Here is a 17,665-nt window from a genome sequence, read left to right as displayed (position 1 = left end):
AGTCAGGTTGCGGCCGGTTGCTTGGCCTGGCTGGCGCTGCCCATCAGGCCGGAAAGCACGATGGCAACGATGATCAGCGCGCCGCCCAGCAGCATGCGCAAGGTGGGCGTCTCGGCGAACAGTAGCCAGGCCACGGTGATGCCGTAGACCGGTTCCATGGCAAACACCACCGACGCGGTGCGCGCCTTGATCACCGCGAGGCTGGCGACAAACAGGCTATGGGCCAGGCCGGTACAGAACACGCCGAGCAGGCCGATCCACAGCCAGTCCAGCGCACGCACGTGCGCAAGCCCCGGTGCCGCCACGGGCAGCAGGCAGACTGCGACCACCACGTTCTGGCACAACGCGGCCTGTACCGCCGGAATGCGTCCGGAGCTGGCGCGGTTGTTCAGCGACAGCAACGAGAACAGCAGCCCCGATGCGATGCCCCAGAGCAAGCCGCCCGTGGCGTCGCTGGCCAGGTTGAAGTCCGGGGTCACCAGAACCAGGCCGATGCTGACCAGCGCTACCAGCACCATTTCATTGGCACGAATCCGCTCGCGGAAGATCAGCCCTTCAAGGATCACCGTGAAGGCCGGGAAGGCGGCAAACCCCAACGTTGCCACCGCCACCCCGGCGACCTTGACCGCGATGAAGAATGTCACCCAGTGCGCGGCAAGCAGCACGCCGCTGACCAGCAGGCGGCGCCAGTCGCGCATCTGCAGGTTTTTCCACGGCGCATTGCTGGCAAAGCGCGCGAAGACCGCCAGGGCAATCACCGCAAATGCGGCCCGCCCGAATACGATTATGGACGGTGAGGCGGCCGCCAGTTTGCCGAATACACCGGTGAGGCCAAACATCAATGCGCCGATATGCAGGGCGCCGAGGGCTGAGCGGGGAGTCATTGCGATGCCTACCAACGGAAGTGACAACCAGTCTAGAGGTTTGGCGAAAGGGGTGTCTGTCGTGCGGCTCGCGATTTTTAGCGCGAAACTCTTCCTATGACGTTCGCCGCATTGTGCCCGGCGAGGCGCCAAACTCGCGCAACATGGCTGCAGCGAAGGCACTTTGCGAGCGGTATCCCACGCGTGCGGCGATCTCACCAACGGGCAGCGGCGTCTCGCGCAGTAGGGTCAATGCCATTTGCAGGCGCTGGTTGCGCACGTAATCCATGGGGGTCTGCCCGCATTCGACCATGAAGCGCGCGTGCAAACGCGCAACCGACAGGCAGGCAATCCGTGCCAGGTCCGCGACATGCAGCGGGTGAGCGGCGTGGCGTTCGATATGCGCGTTGAACGCGGCATAAGGCAGGCGCCGCCCCGGCGGTGGCATCGCCTGCGGATGATTGAGGCTGGCGAGCAGCAGCAACGCGCCTTGCTGGGCGATCACTGGATCATGTATCGGGCTGCCAGCCAGCCATTGCACTAACTGGTGCTGTCGCGAATCCAGCGCCAGCCGGGCCGGCCGGTCGAGCAGGCGGCGACTGGCATCGGCGTGGTCACCCAATGTTTGCAACAGCCAATGCTCGGTTGGCACATCCAGCACCAGGCAGCGGCTACCCTCGCGGCTGCCGCAGGCGTGGTGAGCGGCAAAGGGCAGGATCATCACGCTGCTTTCCTGCACTTGGTTACCGCAGCCATCCACTTCGAAATCCAGGCGCCCGGACAGGCCGAACACTAATTGTGCATGGTCATGGCTATGGGCGATGGGGGCATCGGTGTACTGGCGAAGCGTAAGACTGGGGCTCATTGCGCTCTCCTGGGCGGCAAGTCCCCAGTCTACATCGCTTAAGGGCGGCCAAGCGTTGTCATCAGACTGACGCGCAGTTGTCACGGGCTATTAATCGCCAGGGCGCAAGCTCGCGAAAACAGCGTCGAGGGACACCCATGACCCGTGCCGAATTCGCCAAGCCCAGCCGCAAGCAACGGGTGCGTACCCTGTGGATTTCCGATGTGCATCTGGGCACCCGGGATTGCCAGGCCGAGCACTTGTCGCACTTTCTCAAGGGCTACCACGCCGACAAGGTGTACCTGGTCGGCGACATTATCGATGGCTGGAAAATGCGTGGCGGCATGTATTGGCCGCAAGCCCACACCAACGTTATCCGCCGCCTGCTGACCATGGCCAAGCGCGGCACCGAGGTGATCTATGTCACCGGCAACCATGACGAATTTCTAAGACGCTATTCCAAGCTGATCCTGGGCAATATCCAACTGGTGGACGAGGCGGTGCACGTGACCGCCGACGGTCGTCATCTCCTGGTGATTCATGGTGATCAGTTCGATGTGATCACCCGTTATCACCGCTGGCTCGCCTTCCTGGGTGACTCGGCCTACGAATTTACCCTTACCTTGAACCGCTGGCTCAATCACTGGCGAGCGCGCTATGGCTACGGGTATTGGTCGCTGTCGGCGTACTTGAAACACAAGGTGAAAACCGCTGTGAGTTTTATCAGCGATTTCGAAGAGGCCATCGCCCACGAAGTGACCAAGCGTGAGCTGCACGGGGTGGTGTGTGGGCATATTCACCATGCCGAAATCCGCAAGGTGGGGGAGGTGGATTACCTCAATTGCGGCGATTGGGTGGAGTCGTGCACGGCGTTGATCGAGCACTGGGATGGGCATATCGAGTTGTATCGGCTGGCGGATGCCCAGGCCAAAGAGGCGCTGCTCAAAGCCGAAATGGTTGCAGGCTAGAGGTCAACTCAATCCAAATGTGGGAGGGGGCAAGCCCTAATGCCATTCAGTCAAGCGTACACCGCCCTCTGTAGGAGCGAGCTTGCTCGCGAAAAATGTCAACGATAACGCGTGCTTCCTGAATGAACGCGGTGCCTGTGAGTTTTTCGCGAGCAAGGGCTAGCCGCCCGCCTCGCTCCTACAAAAAGCCTTAACCCCTCCAACATTTAGTTCCCGGTTTATTCAGTTGGAGACGTCGGCGATGGCCTGGGCCAGCAGCGTCAAGCGCGTGGCGTCCACCCCCGCCACGTTGGCCCGTCCCGTACTGACCATATACACACTGTGCTTTTCACGCAGTTGCTGGACCTGTTCGGCACTCAACCCGGTATAGGAAAACATCCCACGCTGCGTCCCGATATGCGCATACCGCTCGGCCAGGCCGTGGGGTGCCAGCGCGTCCACCAGCCCGGCGCGCAACTGCGCGATGCGCGAACGCATTGCCTCGACTTCATCGCTCCACTGCTGTTTCAGCTCGGCATCGCCGAGGATGGTCGCGACCACGGCGGCGCCATGATCCGGCGGCGTTGACCACAGATTACGCGCGATATTGGCCAGTTGACTGCGCACATCCGTAAGCTTTTGCGCATCGGCCGCACACACGATCAAGGCGCCAACGCGGTCGCGGTACAAGCCAAAGTTTTTCGAGCACGAACTGGTGATCAACACTTCCGGCAGTTCGGCGGCGAACAGGCGCACCGCCCAGGCGTCCTGCTCCAGGCCGTCGCCAAAGCCTTGGTAGGCAAAATCGATCAGCGGTAGCAGTTGACGCTCGCGTACGATCTGCAGCACCTGGCGCCAGTCATCCTGGGACAGGTCGAAGCCGGTCGGGTTATGGCAGCAGGCGTGCAGCAAGACCACGTCGCCCTCGGGCACGCTGGACAGGGTGGCAAGCATCGCCGCCACATCCAGGCGATTGTCGCTGCCCACATAAGGGTAGTGACTGACCTTCAGCCCGGCTTTGGCGAAAATGGTTTCATGGATCGGCCAGGTCGGGTCGCTCAGCCACACGCCACGGCCGGGCAGGTTGTGGGCGATAAAATCGGCGCTCAGGCGCAGGGCCCCGGTGCCACCTGGCGTCTGAGTAGCGCCGGCACGCTGTTCACGCAGCAGCGCCGAATCGGCGCCAAGCACCAGTGCGCTGATCAGTGCGCCGAACGCAGCATCGCCGTGACCGCCGATGTAGGTCTTGGTGGTTTGCCTATCGACCAGGCGTTGCTCGGCGAGTTTTACCGAGTGCGGAATCGGCGTCAGGCCCTGGTCATCCTTATAGACGCCCACGCCGAGGTCGAATTTGTTCGGGTTGGCATCCTGGGCATACAGGTCCATCAGCCCGAGGATCGGGTCGCCCGGCACGCGGCCAATCGCATCGAAATGCATTACTTGCGGCCCTCGGCGCTGTTGGCCACTTCATCGGTGCGCGCGGCCATGATGAAGTCGTTGCGGTGCAGGCCCTTGATGGAGTGGCTCCACCAGGTCACGGTGACTTTGCCCCATTCGGTGAGCAGACCAGGGTGATGGCCTTCGGCTTCGGAGATTTCACCCACGGTATTGGTGAAGGCCAGGGCGAACTTGAAGTTCTTGAACAGGAAAACCTTTTCCAATTGCATCACGCCGTCGCGCACTTCGATGTTCCAGTCCGGGATCTGTTTGATCAGCACCGGCAGTTCTTCATCGCTGACTTGTGGGGCGTCGGCGCGGCAGGCTTCGCAATGGGCTTGGTTCAAGGTGGTCATGAAGGTGTCCTGAATTCGAATGATTGAAGGTCAGTGGCGTTACCCTAAAGCAACGCGGGGCCAGGGAACAGACTCACCTGGCGTTAAAACAAAAGGTTCACGCGGCTTTGGGTTTCGGCGGGAATTTGGGGGCGTGCAGGCCCAGCTGCATACCGCGCTCGACCATGCCCATGATGTCTTCCTGCGCCACGTCGAACAGGCGCTTGAGCTCGGGCAGCACGAAGTACAGCGGCTGCAGGATGTCGATGCGATACGGCGTGCGCATCGCCTCCAGCGGGTCGAAGGCCTGGTGTTCGGGTTCGTCCGACAGGCAATACACGCTTTCCTTGGGCGATGACAGAATACCGCCACCGTAGATGCGCCGACCTTCGGGGGTGTCCACAAGGCCAAACTCGATGGTCATCCAATACAGGCGCGCCAGGTACACCCGTTGCTCCTTGGTGGCCGCCAGGCCGAGCTTGCCGTAGGTGTGGGTGAATTCGGCGAACCAGGGGTTGGTCAGCAGCGGGCAATGACCAAAAATCTCGTGGAAAATATCCGGCTCTTGCAGGTAGTCCAGTTCCTCACGGGTACGAATGAAGGTCGCCACCGGAAACTGCTTGCTGGCGAGCAATTCGAAGAAGGTCTGGAAGGGGATCAGCGCCGGCACGCGGGCGACTTGCCAGCCGGTGGTGTCGGCCAGCACTTTGTTGATCTCGCCCAACTGTGGGATGCGATCCAGGGGCAGGCCAAGCTTGTCGATGCCGTCCAGGTATTCCTGGCAGGCACGGCCCTCGATCACTTTCAACTGGCGTGTGATCAGGGTGTTCCACACCGCGTGTTCTTCCGGCGGGTAGTGGATAAAACCTTGCGCATCGGGCTCGCGGGCCACGTAGTGCGTCTGCTTCATACGGCTCTCCTGCTAGGCATTCGTTCTTGTTATGTCCTGCTGTGTGTCTATTGATAACCCGCATAGCGCAGGTTTTCAGCGGCTTCAATGGCCTTTGAGTAGGAAAAATTACCGAATTTTGTAAACTATTCGTTACGGATGCGGCGCTCGTCGTTGCCTTGGGCTGGGAAAAGCGCCCGAGCTGTCACATAATCTTGACGACTATCTGCGCCCAGCGGCAAAAAGACGCGGCGCCTACCCACTTTTCGGGCCTTTTCATGCGTATCAAAGTGCATTGCCAGAACCGCATCGGCATCCTGCGGGACATCCTCAACCTGTTGGTGGAGTACGGCGTGAACGTCGCCAAGGGCGAGGTCGGCGGCGAGCATGGCAATGCCATCTACCTGTTCTGCCCAAACCTGGTGAACATGCAGTTCCAGGCGCTGCGCCCGCAGTTCGAGGCGATCGCCGGGGTATTCGGCGTGAAAAGGGTAGGGCTGATGCCCAGCGAGCGTCGGCACATGGAACTCAATGCGCTGCTGGGCGCCCTGGAGTTTCCGGTGCTGTCCATCGACATGGGCGGCTCCATCGTTGCGGCCAACCGTGCGGCGGCGCAGTTGCTCGGCGTGCGGGTGGATGAAGTGCCGGGCATTCCCCTGTCGCGCTACGCCGAAGATTTCGATTTGCCGGAACTGGTGCGTGCCAGCAAGTCGCGGATCAACGGGCTGCGGGTCAAGGTCAAGGGCGATGTGTTCCTGGCGGATATCGCGCCGCTGCAATCTTCCGAACACGATGACAGCGAAGCCATGGCCGGCGCGGTGTTGACCCTGCACCGCGCCGACCGGGTGGGCGAGCGTATCTACAACGTGCGCAAGCAGGAACTGCGCGGCTTCGACAGCATCTTCCAGAGTTCCAAGGTGATGGCCGCCGTGGTGCGCGAAGCCCGACGCATGGCGCCGCTGGATGCACCTCTATTAATAGAAGGCGAAACCGGAACCGGCAAGGAACTGCTGGCCCGTGCCTGTCACCTCGCCAGCCCGCGCGGCCAGTCGCCATTGATGGCGCTCAACTGTGCGGGCTTGCCTGAGTCGATGGCCGAGACCGAGCTGTTTGGCTACGGCCCCGGCGCGTTCGAAGGCGCACGGGCCGAAGGCAAGCTCGGGCTGCTGGAACTGACCGCGGGCGGTACGTTGTTTCTCGATGGGGTGGGGGAAATGAGTGCACGCCTGCAGGTAAAACTGCTGCGCTTTCTGCAGGACGGGTGCTTTCGTCGCGTCGGAAGTGATGAAGAGGTGTACCTCGACGTGCGGGTGATCTGCGCGACCCAGGTCGATTTGTCCGAACTGTGCGCCCGTGGCGAATTTCGCCAGGACCTGTATCACCGCTTGAACGTACTGTCGCTGCATATCCCGCCCTTGCGCGAATGCCTGGACGGCCTCGGGCCATTGGTCGAACACTTCCTCGATCAAGCCAGTCGGCAGATCGGTTGCCCACTGCCCAAATTGGCGCCTGCCGCGATGGACAAACTCAGCCACTATCACTGGCCGGGCAATGTGCGACAGCTGGAAAACGTGCTGTTCCAGGCGGTTTCGCTGTGCGAGGGCGGGACGGTCAAGCTTGAGCATATTCGCTTGCCGGATTACGGCGTGCGCCAGCCGCTTGGTGATTTTTCTCTGGAGGGCGGGTTGGAGGAGATTGTCGGTCGGTTCGAGAAGGCCGTTCTGGAAAGTCTGTATGCCGAGCATCCGAGCAGCCGGCAGCTGGGCAAGCGCCTGGACGTATCCCACACCACCATCGCCAACAAACTGCGCGATTACGAAATCCTCAAGGCCAGCAAATAACAACTGGCACAAATTTTTCCAAAATGTGGGAGGGGGCTTACCCCCGATAGCCATAGGTATCTACACAACTTTGTAGCAGCCAACAGTAACCACGATGCGAAGCGAGCCGCTCTTGATCTTGCTCTTGATCTTAAGCGCCCCGTTAAACCACGCTGGCCGGAATTCGACAGTGATTTGGGGGGTAAACCGGCAGGGATGCCGGTTTAGCCGCCCCGCGCCATGGATGGCGCGTGGCGGCGGCCCCCCAAATCGCTGTCGGATTACGGGCACACCGAGCCTAAGCGAGGTGCCGAGTGGTGGGGCAAGAGCGTTTTGCTTACTTTTGCGCTTTCAAAAGTGAGACGCCGTAAGGGCGGAACCCATAGCAGCCGTTACCGCAGCAACGGATATGTACTCGCCCTGATCCAGCATCCTGGTCGGCTGTCAGGCCGCCATCGGGAGCAAGTCGAATCGTCGCACCGCCCCTCCCACATTTGGATCGCGCGGCATCAGTCAGATAGCTATAGGCCGCCAGGTCGCCACGGGAGCAAGCTCCCTCGCCACAGGTTCAGGGCTACGCCAAAGTTGTATAGATATCTATGCCCCGATAGCGGTGTGTCAGCCACAGAATGATGAACTGACCCACCGCCATCGGGAGCAAGCCCCCTCCCACATTGGATTTGTGTCGTCTACAAGGCCGAGGCTTGCCGTGAGCGGCAGTAGTCCGCCGTTTTTTCGACTCTCATCCACGCTCTAAATCTTGCCGCATGCCCGCAAACCCCCGTCCCGCCTGCGCTTTAGCCACTTTTGAAAAGTTGGTTCGCAAATTGCTTAAGCCTCATCAGTACAGCGGTGGACGGCAAGCGTCCGTCAGAAAGAGGATAGAGCGTGGACAAGTACCTTTACGTGGCAATGACCGGCGCCAGCCAGAATGCTCTGGCGCAGAAGGCCCATGCCAACAATCTGGCGAACATTTCCACCAACGGTTTCCAGCGCGACCTGGAGCAGGCGCGGTCGATGCCGGTGTTCGGTGACAGCTTTCCGGCGCGGGCTTTCGCCCTGACCGAACGGCCGGCCACCGACTTCACTCCCGGGGCGATGATCGAAACCGGACGTGACCTGGACGTGGCCGTCAGCGGCGACGGCTGGATGGCCGTGCAAACCCCGGATGGCAGCGAAGCCTACGTGCGCAGCGCCAGCATGAACGTGGATGCGCTCGGTGTGCTGCGGGCCGGCAACGGTATGCCGATCATGGGCAACGGCGGCCCGATCGCGGTGCCGCCCCAGCAGAAAATCGAAGTGGGTGCCGACGGCACCATCAGCATCCGCGCCATGGGCGAAGGCCCACGGGTGATGGCCGAAGTGGACCGTATCAAGCTGGTCCAGCCCGACCTCAAGAACATGAACAAAGGTTTGGACGGCACCATCCACACCAAGGATGGCCAGCCGGCCCAGGCCGACGCGAACGTCAAGCTGACCTCGGGCTTCCTGCAGGCAAGCAACGTCAATGCGGTTGAGGAAATGACCGCGGTACTGGCGCTCTCCAAGCAGTTCGAGCTGCACATCAAGATGATGAACACCGCCAAAGAAGATGACCAGGCCATGACCCGCGTCTTGCAGATGAGCTAACAGCCTTAATTGGCTTTTAAATAAACAGCGCAGCACGGCGCCAACAAACAGGCGCACGAAGGAGAACAGCATGCTTCCGGCTCTATGGGTTGCCAAGACAGGCCTGTCCGCCCAGGACACTAACCTGACTACCATTTCCAACAACCTGGCGAACGTGTCGACCACGGGTTTCAAACGTGATCGCGCCGAGTTCCAGGATCTGCTCTATCAGATCAAGCGCCAGCCAGGCGCCCAGTCGACCCAGGACAGCGAACTGCCGTCGGGCCTGCAATTGGGTACCGGTGTGCAGATCGTCGGCACCCAGAAAAACTTCAGCGCCGGTAACCTGCAACAGACCGGCCAGCCATTGGACATGGCGATCAACGGCCGTGGCTTCTTCCAGATCCTGCAACCGGATGGCACTACGTCCTACACCCGTGACGGTACCTTCCACCTGGACTCCAACGGCCAGATCGTGACCGCCAATGGTTTTGCCCTGGAGCCAGCCGTGGTGGTGCCGGCAGACGCCAAGACCTTCACCGTCGGCAACGACGGCACCGTGTCAATCACCGTGGCCGGCAACCCTGCGTCGCAAGTGATCGGCAACCTGCAAACCGCCGACTTCATCAACCCGGCCGGCCTGCAGGCCATGGGCAACAACCTGTTCCTCGAAACCGCTTCCAGCGGCGCGCCGCAAATCGGCACCCCTGGCCTGAACGGTTTCGGCACCACGCTGCAAAGTACCCTGGAAACCTCCAACGTCAGCACGGTTGAGGAGATGGTCAACATGATCACCACCCAGCGCGCCTACGAGATGAACTCCAAGGTGATTTCCACCGCCGACCAGATGCTTTCGTTCGTAACGCAGAATCTGTAATCAGTCTATGGGGCGCCCTTGAAAGCGCCTGCAACACCGTGAGGTTAGGGTCATGAATCGCATTGTTTCTGTTCTGGCATTGAGTGGGATCGCCGTGCTTGCGGGCTGTGTCGCCCCGTCGCCGAAACCCAATGACCCGTACTACGCGCCGGTGTTGCCGCGCACGCCGTTGCCGGCGGCGGCCAACAATGGCTCGATCTATCAGGCCGGTTTCGAGCAGAACCTGTACAGCGACCGCAAGGCGTTCCGGGTCGGTGACATCATCACCATCACCCTGAACGAGAAGACCCAGGCGAGCAAGAACGCCAACTCGCAGATCGGCAAAACCAGCAAGACCGGTATCGGCCTGACGTCGCTGTTCGGCGGCGGCCTGACCACCAATAACCCGTTGGGTGACGGTGACCTGAGCCTCAGTGCCGGCTACAGCGGCGATCGCGCCACCAACGGCAAGAGCGCGGCGGGGCAGGGCAACAGCCTGACCGGCTCGATCACCGTGACCGTGGCCGATGTGTTGCCCAACGGCATCATCGCCGTACGCGGTGAAAAGTGGATGACCCTCAATACCGGCGACGAGTTGGTGCGCATTGCCGGCATGGTGCGTGCCGATGATATTTCCACCGACAACACCGTGCCGTCGACGCGGATTGCCGATGCACGGATTACCTACTCGGGTACAGGTTCGTTTGCTGATGCAAGCCAGCCGGGCTGGTTCGACCGTTTCTTCCTTAGCCCGCTGTTCCCTTTCTAGGTGGCCATTTTGAACTTCAAGCAGTTGATGGCGGCGGTCGTGTTGCTGTGCCTGAGCGCCGTCGCCCAGGCCGAACGCCTGAAAGACATCGCCAGCATTTCCGGCGTGCGCAGTAACCAGTTGATCGGTTATGGCCTGGTGGTGGGGCTCAATGGCACGGGTGACCAGACCACCCAGACCCCGTTCACCCTGCAAACCTTCAACAACATGCTGTCGCAGTTCGGCATCAAGGTACCGCCAGGCTCGGGCAACGTGCAGTTGAAGAACGTCGCGGCGGTGTCGATCAGTGCCGACTTGCCGGCGTTCGCCAAGCCGGGGCAGGTGGTGGACATCACCGTGTCGTCCATGGGCAACTCCAAGAGCCTGCGTGGCGGTACGTTGCTGATGACACCGCTCAAAGGTATCGACGGCAACGTCTACGCCATCGCTCAGGGCAACCTGGTGGTGGGCGGGTTCGACGCCGAGGGCCGTGACGGTTCGAAGATCACTGTCAACGTACCGTCGGCCGGGCGCATTCCCGGTGGCGCTACGGTTGAACGCACCGTGCCGAGTGGTTTCAACCAGGGCAACAGCCTGACCCTGAACCTCAACCGGTCCGACTTCACCACCGCCAAGCGCGTGGTCGACAAGATCAACGACATGCTCGGCCCAGGCGTCGCCCAGGCCATCGATGGCGGTTCGGTGCGCGTCACCGCGCCCCTGGATCCCAGCCAGCGCGTGGACTACCTGTCGATCCTGGAAAACCTGGAGGTCGATCCCGGCCAGGCAGTGGCCAAAGTCATCATCAACTCGCGCACGGGCACCATCGTGATCGGCCAGAACGTCAAGGTCTCGCCGGCGGCGGTGACCCACGGCAGCCTGACGGTGACCATTACCGAAGACCCGATTGTCAGCCAGCCGGGGCCACTGTCCAACGGCCAGACGGCGGTCGTCCCGCGTTCGCGGGTCAATGCCCAGCAGGAAGCCAAGCCGATGTTCAAGTTCGGCCCCGGTACCACCCTGGACGAGATCGTCCGCGCGGTGAACCAAGTGGGCGCGGCCCCTGGCGACTTGATGGCGATCCTCGAAGCCCTGAAACAGGCCGGCGCTTTGCAAGCCGACCTGATCGTGATCTGAGGCCATGGTCATGGATATGCGCAAGAGCGGGATCAGCAGCACGGCGGACTCGGGGTCTTACTCCGACCTGAACCGGCTTAACCAGCTCAAGGTCGGTGCCGACAAGAACAGCGAAGGCAACATGCGCAAAGTCGCGCAGGAGTTCGAGTCGTTGTTCTTGAGCGAGATGCTCAAGTCCATGCGCTCGGCCACCGAGGCCCTGGGCAAGGACAACCCGATGAACACCCCGGCGGCCAAGCAGTACCAGGAAATGTACGACCAGCAACTGGCGGTATCGATGTCCCGCGAAGGCGGTGGTATCGGCCTGGCCGACGTGCTGATGCGCCAGATGCAGAAGAACAAACCGGTGGACGCCCAGGCGGCCACCTTGCAGGGCCCGGCAGCCGATGCCCCGGCGAAAAAAGCCGACGTGCCGACGGAAATCGCCGCCGGCACCCAGGCGCAAGGCCCGTTGGGTCGCTCCAACGGCCAACGCCCGTTGTGGGCCTACCGCGTGGCGGTGCCCGAAGGCGCCAGTGCGCATGCCAACGATATGGAGCTGATGAACCAGCGGCGTATCGCCTTGCCAAGCAAGCTGACCGACCGCCTGCTCGCGGGCATTGTGCCGAGCACGCCGGTCGCTGCGCAAACCACCAGCGCGCCACTGCGCAACAGTGCTGCCGACGACAACGTGGTCAACAGCACCACCCGCAGCGTTGCCGTGCCGAGCGGCAAGATGCAGGTCTACGGCCGCGCCATCGCCCAGCCACCGCTGGCACCGGCGAAAAAAGCCTTCAGCTCGCAGGATGAATTCGTCGCCACCATGCTGCCGATGGCCAAGGCCGCCGCCGCGCGTATCGGTATCGATCCGAAGTACCTGGTGGCCCAGGCCGCCCTGGAAACCGGTTGGGGTAAATCGGTGATGCGCGCCGAAGACGGCAGCAGCAGCCACAACCTGTTCGGCATCAAGGCCGGCCAGAGCTGGCAGGGTGGCCAGGCGCGTGCGATCACCAGCGAGTTTCGCGATGGCGCGATGGTCAAGGAGACGGCGCAGTTCCGCTCCTACAGCTCCTATCAGGACAGCTTCCATGATCTCGTGACCCTGCTGCAAAGCAATGATCGCTATAAAGAAGTTGTGAAATCAGCCGATAACCCGGAACAGTTTGTACGCGAGTTGCAAAAGGCCGGTTATGCAACTGATCCGGCCTATGCCAGCAAGATTTCGCAGATCGCCAAAAACATGAACAGTTACCAGAACTACGCTGCCGCTGGCGCAACCACACATTTATAAGGTCTGAACCATGAGTTTGCTCAGTATCGGGATGTCAGGGCTCAATGCCGCTCAAGGATCGTTGTCGGTCTTGAGTAATAACATCGCCAACGCCAACACCTCGGGTTATTCGCGTCAGCAGACCACGCAGAATGCCAATGCCAACAACCCTTACGGCGGCGTGTACATCGGCAGCGGCACGACCCTGGCCGATGTGCGCCGGGTGTATAACGAATTCCTCGACGCGGCCTACCAGAACAGCACGGCGCTCAACAACGACGCCAAGGCCTATTCCAGCCAGGCCAGCGCCATCGACAAAACCCTGTCGGACAAGACCACCGGCATGTCTTCGGTACTCAGCGCGTTCTTCGCCGCTGTGCAGACTTCGGCGGCCAACCCCAGCGATGTGTCTGCCCGGCAAGTGCTGCTGACCAGCGCCCAGACCCTGAGCAACCGTTTCAACTCGATCTCCAGCCAATTGAATGAGCAGAAAGAGTCGATCAACGGGCAGTTGGTGACCATGAGCGATCAGGTCAACCAGTTGACCTCCTCGATTGCTTCCCTCAACAAGCAGATCACCCTGGCCCAAGGCTCCAGCAACAGCGCCCCGGCCAACCTGCTGGATGCGCGTAACGAGGCAGTGCGTTCGCTCAATGAACTGGTCGGCGTGACCACCAGCGAAAAGAACGGCGTGTTCAGCGTCAGCACCGGCACCGGCCAATCCCTGGTATTGGGCGATCAGTCCAACACGATCTCGGCGGTCTCGAGCAGCAGTGATCCAAGCCAGTACACCATCCGGCTCAATGCCGGCGGCGGTACGGCGATCGACCTGGGCAACGTGCTCAGTGGCGGCAGCATTGGCGGTTTGTTGCGGTACCGCAGCGATGCCCTGATGCCGGCCATCAATGACCTGGGGCGAATCGCCCTGGCGACTGCCGATACCGTTAACAGCCAACTGGGTCAGGGCCTGGACCTGAACGGTGATTTCGGTGCGTCGCTGTTCAAGGACATCAACAGCGCGGCCGCGATTGCCCAGCGCAGTCAGGGCTCGATGGGCAACAGCACTGGCTCCGGCAATTTGAACGTGAGCATCAGCGACACCAGCAAGCTGTCGACCTACGACTATAAAGTCACCTTTACCAGCGGCAACAACTACACCGTGGTGCGTTCCGACGGCAAAGCCATGGGCGCGTTCGACACCACTACCACGCCGCCACCGGTGATCGACGGCTTCACGCTGGCCCTGGATGGCAAGGGGCCGATTGCGGCGGGCGACAGTTTCAAAGTCAGCCCGACGGCCACGGGCGCGGCAACCATCGGCACCGCGTTGACCGACGCCAATAAAATCGCGTTCGCCGGGCCATTGCTGGGCGAGGGCAGCAAGACCAACCAGGGCACCGGCACCTTTACCCCGCCGACCCTGACCCTGCCGATCGATATTCATGGTGGTGCCGACACCGCGCAATTGCGTACCGGCATTGAACATTCGATGCCGGTAAAGATGGTGTTCGGCAAGCCTGCGGCTGATGGCACCCAGGGCTACACGCTCAACGATGCCCAGGGTAACTCGATCGGCACCGGCACCATCGTGCCGGGCCAGGGCAACAAGATCACCGTCGACGTACCGATGCGCGATGCCAACGGCACGCTGCTGGTGCCGGCCAAGAGCTTCAAGTTCGACACCACAGTCGCCGGTTCGCCAGCCGATGGCGACAGCACTACGTTTTCCTTCAACGCCTCGGGCAAGTCGGATAACCGTAACGCCCAGGCCTTGCTCGACCTGCAGACCAAAACTACAGTCGGCCTGTCCGACGGCACTGGCGGCGGCTTGAGCCTGGTGGCGGCCAACAGCCGCCTGGTCTCGACCGTGGGCGCCAAGGCCGCTTCGGCCAATACCGACACTACCGCGACCGGCGCCTTGCTCAAGGCCAACCAGGACGCGCGCAACTCGGTGTCCCAGGTCAACCTGGATGAAGAGGCGGGCGACATGATCAAGTTCCAGCAGTACTACACCGCGTCGTCGCAGATCATCAAGGCTGCGCAAGAAACCTTCAGCACGCTGATCAATAGTCTTTAAGGGAGTCTGGGACGATGCGTATTTCTACCGCTCAATATTTCGAAACCAGTTCCGCCAAGTATTCGGATAACTACTCCAGCGTGGTGAAAGCGCAGGAGCAGGCCTCTACGGGTGTGCGTGTGCAAACCGCTTCCGATGACCCGATCGCGGCGGCGCGTTTGCTGATGCTGCAACAACAGAAAGACATGCTCAGCCAGTTCAACGGTAACATCACCAGCCTGAAAAACTCCCTGACCAACGAAGAAAGCGTGCTGGGTTCCATCAATGATGCGCTGCAAAAGGCCAGCGAGCTCGCCCTGCGCGCCGGCGGCTCGCTCAGCGATGCGGATCGCAAGTCGATTGCCGGTGAGATCGGTGCCATCGAGGACCAGGTATTGGGCTTGCTCAACAGCAAGGACTCGTCGGGTAATTATCTGTTTTCCGGCTCAAGGACTTCGACCCCGCCCTACAGTCGCAACAGCGATGGCACTTACAATTACCAGGGTGATGAAACGCCTCTGAGCCTGCAGGTTTCCGACACGCTCAAAGTCAACGCCGGTGATACCGGCAAGAGCATCATGGGTGGCGCCATCAACTCGGGTCGCACCCAGGCGACGTGGATTCCGCCTGCCGTGGTACCGCCGGCGACTGCGCCGGTGCCGAACGACAACAAAGTGGCGCTATCGGCTGGCCTGGTGACGTCGGAAACCGACTACACCAATAAATTCGCGGACGGCCAGCCTTACCAGCTGACGTTCACCAGCAGCACGCAGTTCAAGGTGTCCGATCGAAACGGCAATGACATCACCTCCGAAATTGCGGGCAATGGCAGTTTCGACGCCAGCAAGGAGGAGGGCGCCACGGTGAGCGTGCGCGGAGTGAATTTCGATATCACCCTTAACCTCAAGGATGTCGCCACCGGGCCGAATTCCGATGCGCTGGTCAAGGACCGTTCGTTCAGTCTGGCGGCCAAGCCGGACAGCTTCAGTGTCTCGCGTACGCCCAGCAACGCCTCTGCCGCGCAATTGACCAATGCCACCGTGAGTAACCAGGCGGCCTATGTCAGCACGTTCCCGGCCAACAATGGGGCGGTGATCAAATTCACCAGCGCCACTGCTTATGAAGTGTATGCCCAGCCCTATACCGCCGACAGCAAGACGATTGCCACGGGTGATACGGGCGGCGGCACGACAGTCACCGCTGCCGGGGTAAGCTTTGATGTCAGCGGCACGCCGCAGGCTGGTGATCAATTCGCGGTCTCGGCCAGCACCCAGAAGACCCAGAACGCGTTGGATACCTTGAGCCAGTTGCGCCAGGCCCTGGAGCAACCGGCCGACGGCAACCCGGCGGCGATGCTCAAGCTTCGGGACGTGCTGGATGCATCCATCAGTAACTTTTCCAACACCCGCACCCAGATCGACGGTGTGCGAGGCTCTATTGGTGCACGGCAGAATGCGCTGGATATACAGACCAGCGAAAACACCAGCATCGGCCTGGCCAACACCAGTACCATGAGCGATCTTGGCAATATCGACACGGCACAAGCGGCGATCAACCTGACGTTGCAGCAGACCATGCTGCAAGCTTCGCAGTTGGCTTTCGTGAAAGTCTCTCAGTTGAGCTTGTTCAACAAGATGTAAGCGCGCAACAGAGCAGCCCGACGGCCCAGCCTGGAAACAGGCTGGGCCGTTGTCGTTCATAGGCTTAATTGTTTGAAGGTTTTGCATAAACCACACAAAATTGAGTGACCTGCGAGTCATAAAGCGCATCTTCACTGTATCGTGTGAAAAGGATAAGTCGCCTTGCTGTGGTTATTGCGCGGCTTTCAGCGAAATTTTTATGGGGTTATCCCCTTTATTGTCAGCACTTCGGGCGCAGTCCCTGGGGTGTTCTCCAGCTATTTAGTATTGGGAAGCCACAATGATTGGCATAAAAAGCATCGCCAGTTACGTGCCGGCGGACGGTATCGATAACTACGCCCAGGGTGCCAAATTCGCCAAGGATGAAGAATTCATCATTGGCAAGATCGGTTCGGCGTTCCTGCCGCGCAAGGAAGCCACGCAGGAAACCTCCGATCTGTGTGTCGAGGCGGTCAACGCTTTGTTTGCCAACAACCCGGACTTGAAGCGCGAGTCCATCGACGCCGTAATTGTGGTCACGCAGAACGGCGATGAAGAAGGGCTGCCCCACACCGCAGCCATCGTCCAGGACAAACTGGGCCTGCCAACCCACGTGGCCGCCTTCGATATTTCCCTGGGCTGTTCCGGTTACGTGTACGGCATCTACGCGATGAAGGGCTTCATGGAAGCCACCGGCCTGAAAAACGGCCTGCTGATTACCGCCGACCCGTATTCGAAGATCGTCGACCCGGAAGACCGCAACACCACCATGCTCTTCGGCGACGCCGCCACCGCCACCTGGATGGGCGAAGACGCGCCGTGGTTGCTGGGCAAATCCAAGTTCGGCACCGACGGTTCCGGCGCGCCGCACCTGAAGGTAAGCGATGGCGTGTTCTTCATGAACGGCCGCCAGGTGTTCAACTTCGCCTTGCTCAAGGTGCCGGCGCATCTGCACGAACTGCTGGATGAGTCGGACCTCAAGGCCGATGACATCGATGCGTTCTGCATTCACCAAGGCAGTGCGGCGATTGTCGACGCCGTGGCGCGACGTTTTGAAGATGCGCCAGTGGACAAGTTCATCAAGGACATGGTCGAGACCGGCAATACCGTGTCGTCGAGCATTCCGTTGCTGCTGGAAAAGCACGTGATGGACGCCACCTGGAAGCGCGTGGCGATCAGTGGGTTTGGCGTGGGCCTGTCCTGGGGCTCGGCGATTCTGTATCGCTCCTGACCCTTTAAGAGCGCATAGCAAAACGC

The 17,665-nt window shown here is 60.8% G+C and carries 15 protein-coding genes; 10 read left to right on the top strand and 5 right to left on the bottom strand.

Features of this window, described 5'->3' with window-relative positions; genetic code table 11:
• Positions 1-2 precede the first annotated feature (2 nt).
• Positions 3-884, bottom strand: coding sequence for a DMT family transporter (locus C4J92_RS18615; protein WP_124404871.1), 882 nt, complete (start codon positions 882-884; stop codon positions 3-5).
• A 94-nt stretch (positions 885-978) separates the two neighbouring features.
• Entirely contained in the window at positions 979-1,728 is a 750-nt protein-coding gene (locus C4J92_RS18610; RefSeq protein ID WP_124363802.1) for an AraC family transcriptional regulator, read from the bottom strand.
• Between the two features lie 137 nt (positions 1,729-1,865).
• Between C4J92_RS18610 and C4J92_RS18605 the strand changes: the two genes are divergently transcribed.
• Entirely contained in the window at positions 1,866-2,675 is an 810-nt protein-coding gene (locus C4J92_RS18605) for a UDP-2,3-diacylglucosamine diphosphatase (protein WP_124404870.1), read from the top strand.
• A 222-nt stretch (positions 2,676-2,897) separates the two neighbouring features.
• Here the strand turns inward: C4J92_RS18605 and C4J92_RS18600 are convergent, their stop codons facing one another.
• From C4J92_RS18600 to phhA, 3 genes are all read right to left on the bottom strand, one after another.
• On the bottom strand, positions 2,898-4,091 hold the full coding sequence (locus C4J92_RS18600; protein WP_124404869.1) for an amino acid aminotransferase: 1,194 nt from the start codon (positions 4,089-4,091) through the stop codon (positions 2,898-2,900).
• Positions 4,091-4,447, bottom strand: coding sequence for a 4a-hydroxytetrahydrobiopterin dehydratase (locus tag C4J92_RS18595; RefSeq protein ID WP_124404868.1), 357 nt, complete (start codon positions 4,445-4,447; stop codon positions 4,091-4,093). Before C4J92_RS18595 ends, C4J92_RS18600 begins: the two co-directional genes overlap by 1 nt.
• A 97-nt stretch (positions 4,448-4,544) precedes the next feature.
• Positions 4,545-5,336: a phenylalanine 4-monooxygenase gene (gene phhA, locus C4J92_RS18590; protein WP_124371427.1), complete on the bottom strand. Its 792-nt coding sequence runs from the start codon at positions 5,334-5,336 to the stop codon at positions 4,545-4,547.
• Positions 5,337-5,593: 257 nt separating this feature from the next.
• On the opposite strand from phhA, the gene C4J92_RS18585 reads away from it, so the two are divergent.
• The 9 genes from C4J92_RS18585 (at position 5,594) to C4J92_RS18540 (ending at position 17,639) form a co-directional block, all read left to right on the top strand.
• Positions 5,594-7,156, top strand: a complete 1,563-nt coding sequence (locus C4J92_RS18585; protein ID WP_124404867.1) for a sigma-54-dependent transcriptional regulator — start codon at positions 5,594-5,596, stop codon at positions 7,154-7,156.
• 867 nt (positions 7,157-8,023) lie between these two features.
• Entirely contained in the window at positions 8,024-8,764 is a 741-nt protein-coding gene (locus C4J92_RS18575; protein WP_124363796.1) for a flagellar basal body rod protein FlgF, read from the top strand.
• Between the two features lie 70 nt (positions 8,765-8,834).
• Positions 8,835-9,620 (top strand): flagellar basal-body rod protein FlgG, encoded by a 786-nt coding sequence (gene flgG / locus C4J92_RS18570; protein WP_057721328.1) that lies wholly within the window; start codon positions 8,835-8,837, stop codon positions 9,618-9,620.
• Between the two features lie 52 nt (positions 9,621-9,672).
• Positions 9,673-10,368: a flagellar basal body L-ring protein FlgH gene (gene flgH / locus C4J92_RS18565; protein WP_124363795.1), complete on the top strand. Its 696-nt coding sequence runs from the start codon at positions 9,673-9,675 to the stop codon at positions 10,366-10,368.
• A 6-nt stretch (positions 10,369-10,374) separates the two neighbouring features.
• Complete coding sequence (locus C4J92_RS18560) at positions 10,375-11,484, top strand: flagellar basal body P-ring protein FlgI (RefSeq protein WP_372237507.1); 1,110 nt, start codon at positions 10,375-10,377, stop codon at positions 11,482-11,484.
• A 4-nt stretch (positions 11,485-11,488) separates the two neighbouring features.
• Positions 11,489-12,754 carry a flagellar assembly peptidoglycan hydrolase FlgJ gene (flgJ, locus tag C4J92_RS18555; RefSeq protein ID WP_124404866.1) on the top strand — a complete coding sequence of 422 codons (1,266 nt, stop codon included), beginning with the start codon at positions 11,489-11,491 and terminating at the stop codon, positions 12,752-12,754.
• A gap of 10 nt (positions 12,755-12,764) precedes the next feature.
• On the top strand, positions 12,765-14,810 hold the full coding sequence (gene flgK, locus C4J92_RS18550) for a flagellar hook-associated protein FlgK (RefSeq protein WP_124404865.1): 2,046 nt from the start codon (positions 12,765-12,767) through the stop codon (positions 14,808-14,810).
• Positions 14,811-14,824: 14 nt separating this feature from the next.
• A complete protein-coding gene (locus C4J92_RS18545) occupies positions 14,825-16,429 on the top strand; it encodes a flagellar hook-associated protein 3 (protein ID WP_124367855.1) in 1,605 nt (534 codons plus the stop codon).
• Positions 16,430-16,709: 280 nt separating this feature from the next.
• Complete coding sequence (locus C4J92_RS18540; protein WP_124404864.1) at positions 16,710-17,639, top strand: ketoacyl-ACP synthase III; 930 nt, start codon at positions 16,710-16,712, stop codon at positions 17,637-17,639.
• The last annotated feature ends 26 nt before the right edge of the window (positions 17,640-17,665 follow it).

It is taken from the genome of Pseudomonas sp. R3-18-08 (assembly GCF_003852065.1).
Lineage (GTDB): Bacteria > Pseudomonadota > Gammaproteobacteria > Pseudomonadales > Pseudomonadaceae > Aquipseudomonas.
This window is presented reverse-complemented; position numbering and strand designations above follow the sequence as displayed.